Here is a 5,447-nt window from a genome sequence, read left to right as displayed (position 1 = left end):
GCCCTCGTCGTTGGCGACGAGCGTCGTCGCGAGGTTCGCGAGCAGGGCGCGGTCGCCGACGACGCGCGATCCACGGAGGAGCGCGCGCTCGCCCATTGCGCCGCATGGTGCGTCCGCGCCGCGGCCAGCGAAAACGCGCTCGAGCTTGCGGCGAGCGCCGCCCTGCACAAGGTCGCGTCGGGGATCGTCCGTCATCGCGGCAAGCTCGTCGGCGACCGCGCCCTGCTCGCGAACCTCGCGACGACGCTCGTCGCCAACGACGAGGGCAGCCGCCGGATCGGCTGCCTGATCGAGCCGTGGTTCGCCGAGGCCGTGGCGCGGGAGGGCTACGTTCCGGTCCGTGCGCAGGCCGCGCCGATCGTGATGAACGTCAAGGGCGCCTCCGCCTCGGGCAAGAGCACGATGCGTCCGCTCCAGCGGGCGCTGGCCCGGCGGCTCGGCGAATCCTGGTCTGATTTCGCGGTGATCACCCCCGACATCTGGCGCAAGTTCCTGCTCGACTACGATTCGATCGGCGATGCGATCGGCTATGCCGGCACGCTCACGGGCCACGAGGTCGAGATCGTCGACCGCAAGCTCGATCGCTACATGGCGCGCAAGGCCCGCGAGGGGCGGATGTCGCATCTGCTGATCGACCGGTTCCGGTTCGATAGCTTCAACGCGGATTCGCGCACGCAGGACGGCAGCCAGTTGCTGACCCGCTTCGGCCACCGCGTCTTCATGCTGTTCATGATCACGCCGCCCGACGCCACCGTCGAGCGCGCCTGGATCCGCGGGCGGATCTTCGGCCGCTACAAGGCGGTGGACGATCTTCTCGCCCACAACGTCGAGGCGTTCACCGGGATGCCGGAGCTGTTCTTCACCTGGGCGGCCAAGGCCGGCAAGCAGGTGCATTACGAGTTCCTCGACAACAGCGTGCCGCAGGGCGAGCGCCCGCGCACGGTCGCCTTCGGCGAGAACGGCGACCTCACCGTGCTCGATGCCGGCTGCCTCATCGACATCGCGCGCTACACCAAGATCAACATCGACGCGCTCTCGCCGGCGGAGGTCTATCCCGACGCCGCAGCCCTGGCGCCGGAACGGAACACCGGCTTCCTGCGCCAATGCGCCCGGCGGCTGCGCTCGGTCCGCTTCGCCGAGGCCGGCTCGGGCCGGGTCTATGCCCGTTTCGAGGCGGGGCGCCTCGCCTGCCTCGACCGCGCCGCGTTCGACCGCGCCTGCCACGATCCGGAGACCCGCGCGGCGCTCGCGGCCTTCGGCGCCGAACGCCCCGAAGCGGTGCCGGTCTCCGACGTGCCCCCCGAGATCCTGTCGCAGGACCGGACCGAGACGCTCGGTGCCTGGGTCCATCCGAGCCGGATGACGGTCCCGGCCTGACACGATCCTTCGCGGCGTCGCAACCGTGGGGTGTTACCGATCGGTCACAACGGCCGCTCGGTTTTCATCGTGAGTTGTGGAGCGGTGCCGCTGGTCTCCTCCATGGAAACGGTGCCGAAACGGGCTGGTCCCCTAGGGGGCGCGAGGCTGGCCGCCGCCCGACACCCCGTTCCAGCCTGGAACGTTTCGAAGTTACCCTGGAATGTTTCCATAAGATAGAAATTGTGTTGCCGCGAGAACTTACCGATAACCCGATCACGCCGCCGTGATGCGCAAGTCAACGCGGCGGGTCTCTGCTGTTTCGTGTCGCGTCTAGGGTCGGCAAGATGATTCATTACTGTCCGTCCGTCGTGCGGTCCGCGTCCGCACGTCGGTGCCGCAGCGCTCTGATCGTCGCTCTTCTGTCGACGACATGCGCGATTTCGGTCGTGTCCTCCGCCTCGGCCCAGCCCGCGCAGACGACCGACATCGAGCTCGGCGAGCTGAGCGTCACCGGCGAGGGCGCCGGCCGCAGCCTCGGCGGATCGCTCTACGGTCCCGGCGGCGCGTCCGGTGCCGTGCCCGGCTACGTCGCCAGCCGCAGCACCGTCGCCACGAAGACCGACACGCCGATCGTGGAGACGGCGCAGTCGATCTCGGTGATCGGGCGCAAGCAGATCGAGGATCAGAACGCGCTCACCATCAACCAGGCCCTGCGCTACACGCCCGGCGTCACGACCGAGCAGCGCGGCGGCGCCGGCTCGACCCGGCTCGAGCAGTTCCTGATCCGCGGCTTCAACGCGCCGGTCTTTCTCGACGGCATGGCGCTGATCGCCAGCCGCGACGCCAACGCGACGATCGATCCTTACCGCCTCGAGCGGGTCGACGTGATCAAGGGGCCCGCCTCGGTGCTCTACGGGCAGTCGGGGCCGGGCGGCATCGTCAACCTCGTCTCGAAGGTCCCGCAATTCGTCCGCCACGGCGAGGTCTTCGTCCAGGGCGGCGGCTTCAACGAGGTGCGCGGCGGCATCGACGTCGGCGGCCCGATCCAGTCCGAGGTGCCCTGGCTCGCCGACCAGTTCGCCTACCGCATCGTCGGCGCGGGCTGGAACGGGGACGGCCCGGTGGACACGACGCGGGTCGATCGCGCCCTGATCAACCCGAGCGTCACCTGGCGGCCCTCCACCGACACCCAGCTGACGATCATCGGCAACTACCAGCGCGATCCGTTCTCCGGCTTTTACGGCGGCTTCCCGGCGGTGGGCACCGTGTTTCCGCGCAACTTCGGCAGCGGCGTGATCGGGCGACTGCCGGTGAACTTCTACGACGGCGACCGCAACATCGAGCGCTCGGACCGGACCCAAGCGTCGATCGAGTACCTCTTCGACCACCGCTTCAACGAGAACCTGCGCTTCCACTCGGCCGGGCGCTACCTGCGGACGCAAGGCGATTACCGCAGCGTCTACAGCGCGTTCAGCCCCCGCAACGGCCCGTTCGCCACCGGCCCGCTGCTGCCGCGCGCCGTCATCGGCAACATCGTCGCGGCCGAAGCCTACACGATGGATTCGAACGTCGTGGCCAACTTCGACACCGGCCCGATCGCCCACACGGCGCTCCTCGGCGTCGACCACCGCACCTTCAGCACGCGCGCCAGCGGGACGCCGTTCCCGAACGCGCCGGACCTGAACGCGCTCGCGCCGAACTACGAAATGAACATCCCGTTCCCGGCCATCAACACGACCTCGCGCGTCGACGCGCAGCAGACCGGCGTCTACTTCCAGGATCAGATGAAGGTCGACGGCCTGATCCTGACATTGGGCGGGCGCTACGACGTCGCCCGCCAGACCGGCCCGACCCGGTCGTTCACCGCGACGGGAAGCACGCTGACGCTGCAGGACGCGGCCTCCGACGCCTTCACGGGCCGGGCGAGCCTGCTCTACCTGTTCCAGTCCGGCGTCGCGCCGTACGTGTCCTACAGCCAGGCCTTCGAGCCGATCGTCGCCGGCCGGGTGTTCGACACCGCCTTCGGCACCGTCGGGCGGGTGCCCGACCCGCAGCTCAGCGACCAGTACGAGGCCGGTATCAAGTACCAGCCGCCGGGCACCGACATCCTCCTCACCGCCGCATTCTTCGACATCCGCCAGTCGAACCGGACGACGGCCGACACCACGCTCGGCCGCCCCACCGGCTTCGTGCTGCAGACCGGCGAGGTCGGCGTACAGGGCGTCGAGTTCGAGGCGCGGGCGAACCTCACCGAAGGCGTGACCCTGATCGGCGGCTTCTCGCTCCTCGACATCCGCAACGTACGCGACGACGGCCGGACCGCCAACGACCTCGCGCCCGGCCAGACGGTGCCGCTGCAGGGGCGCCGCCCGGTGCTGGTGCCGGATTCCACCGCCTCGCTTCTGGCGACCTACCGCTTCCTCGACGGGCCGATGCTCGGCCTCGAGGTCGGCGGCGGCGTCCGCTATCTCGGCCCGTCCTGGGGCGACGCGGCCAACACCTTCAAGGTGCCGGAAAGCATGCTGGTCGACGCCGTGGTCTCCTACGACCTGAAGAACCTCGACCCGACGCTGGCCGGCTTCTCGATGCAACTGAACGCCAACAACCTGCTCGACGACACCTACGTCAGCGGCTGCAACGGCTACACCAGCTGCTATTACGGGCTGCCGCGCACGGTCTACGCCACGCTCCGCTACCGCTGGTAGGACGCGAAACCATGCGCAACGGCTTCCGGCAATCGATGGCGTGGCTGCACGCCTGGTCCGGCCTCGTCGTCGGCTGGGTGCTGTTTTCCGTCTTCGTCACCGGCACGGCGAGCTACTACCGCTCGGAGATCTCGCAATGGATGCGGCCGGAACTGAGGGCCGGGGCTCCGCTGAGCCCGGTCGCCCTCGGGCACGCCGCCGACCTCGCCCGCGCCTATCTCGAGGCGCAGGCGAAGGGCGCGCGCAGCTGGTTCATCACCCTGCCGAGCCCGGACCGGCCGACCCTCGACCTGTTTTGGCGCCGCAAGCCCGGCACCCCGCCGGGCCAGGCGATGCTCGATCCCGCGACCGGCGCCGCGGTCGCCGTCCGCGACACCCGCGGCGGCGACTTCCTCTACCGCTTCCACTTCGAGCTCAGCATGGCGCCGCTCTGGGGCCGCTGGATCGTCGGAATCTGCGCGATGATTATGCTCGTCGCGCTGGTCTCCGGGATCGTCACCCACCGGCGGATCTTCGTCGACCTGTTCACCTTCCGCCGTCACGCCAAGTCGGCGCAGCGCGGCTGGCTCGACGCGCACAACGTGACCGGGGTGCTGGCGCTGCCGTTCCACCTGATGATCACCTATACGGGGATCGTGACGCTGGCGCTGATGTACATGCCCTGGGGCGTCACCACCGCCTATCGCGGCGACGCGCAGGCCTTCTTCGCCGAATCCGGCCAGATCACCGCCGCCCGCCCGCCCGCCGGACGCCCCGCGCCGCTCGCCCCGTTCGGCCCGATGGTCGAGCGCGCGCTCGCGATGAACGCCGAGCCGCTGGAGCGGATCACCGTGCAGAACCCGGGCGACGCCAACGCGACGGTCGTGGCGGTGTTCGAGGAGCCGCATGGCCTGAGGCACCGCCATCCGCAGGTGGCGTTCGACGGCACCAGCGGCGCGGTGATCGAGACCTTGGGCGCGATGAAGCCCGCCGCCGGCACCTTCACCGCGATGGTCGGCCTGCACGAGGCGCATTTCGCCGGGCCGGCCCTGCGCGTGCTGTTCTTCCTCAGCGGCGCGATGGGCGCGGCCATGGTGGCGACCGGGCTGATCCTCTGGACGGTGGCGCGGGTGCCCAAGCCCGGCACCGCGACGCGGGCGCATCTCGGGATGCGGCTGGTGCAGGCGCTCAACGTCGGCACCATCGCCGGGCTGCCGATCGCCATCGCCGGCTACTTCCTGGCCAACCGCCTGCTCCCGCTCGGGATGGCGGAGCGCAAGGAGGCCGAGGTGACGGTCTTCTTCGGCGCCTGGATCCTGGCCACGCTGGTGCCGCTGGCCCTGCCGCCGCGAACCGGATGGACCGCGATGCTCGCGACCGCGGCCGCGCTGCTCGCCCGCGCGG

The 5,447-nt window shown here is 70.0% G+C and carries 3 protein-coding genes; all 3 read left to right on the top strand.

Annotated features, from left to right (window positions below):
* Positions 1-1,377 (top strand): hypothetical protein (locus tag FV223_RS30610; protein ID WP_187276181.1); only part of this gene is annotated, 1,377 nt, incomplete at its 5' end.
* 326 nt (positions 1,378-1,703) lie between these two features.
* Complete coding sequence (locus FV223_RS19110; RefSeq protein WP_147728489.1) at positions 1,704-4,064, top strand: TonB-dependent siderophore receptor; 2,361 nt, start codon at positions 1,704-1,706, stop codon at positions 4,062-4,064.
* A gap of 11 nt (positions 4,065-4,075) precedes the next feature.
* Positions 4,076-5,447: PepSY-associated TM helix domain-containing protein (locus FV223_RS19105; RefSeq protein WP_147728488.1), on the top strand; the 1,372-nt coding region annotated here is incomplete at its 3' end.

This window comes from Methylobacterium sp. WL116, from assembly GCF_008039455.1.
Classification (GTDB): domain Bacteria; phylum Pseudomonadota; class Alphaproteobacteria; order Rhizobiales; family Beijerinckiaceae; genus Methylobacterium.
Note: the sequence above shows the minus strand (reverse complement) of the source record. Positions and strands in the feature narration are given on the sequence as shown.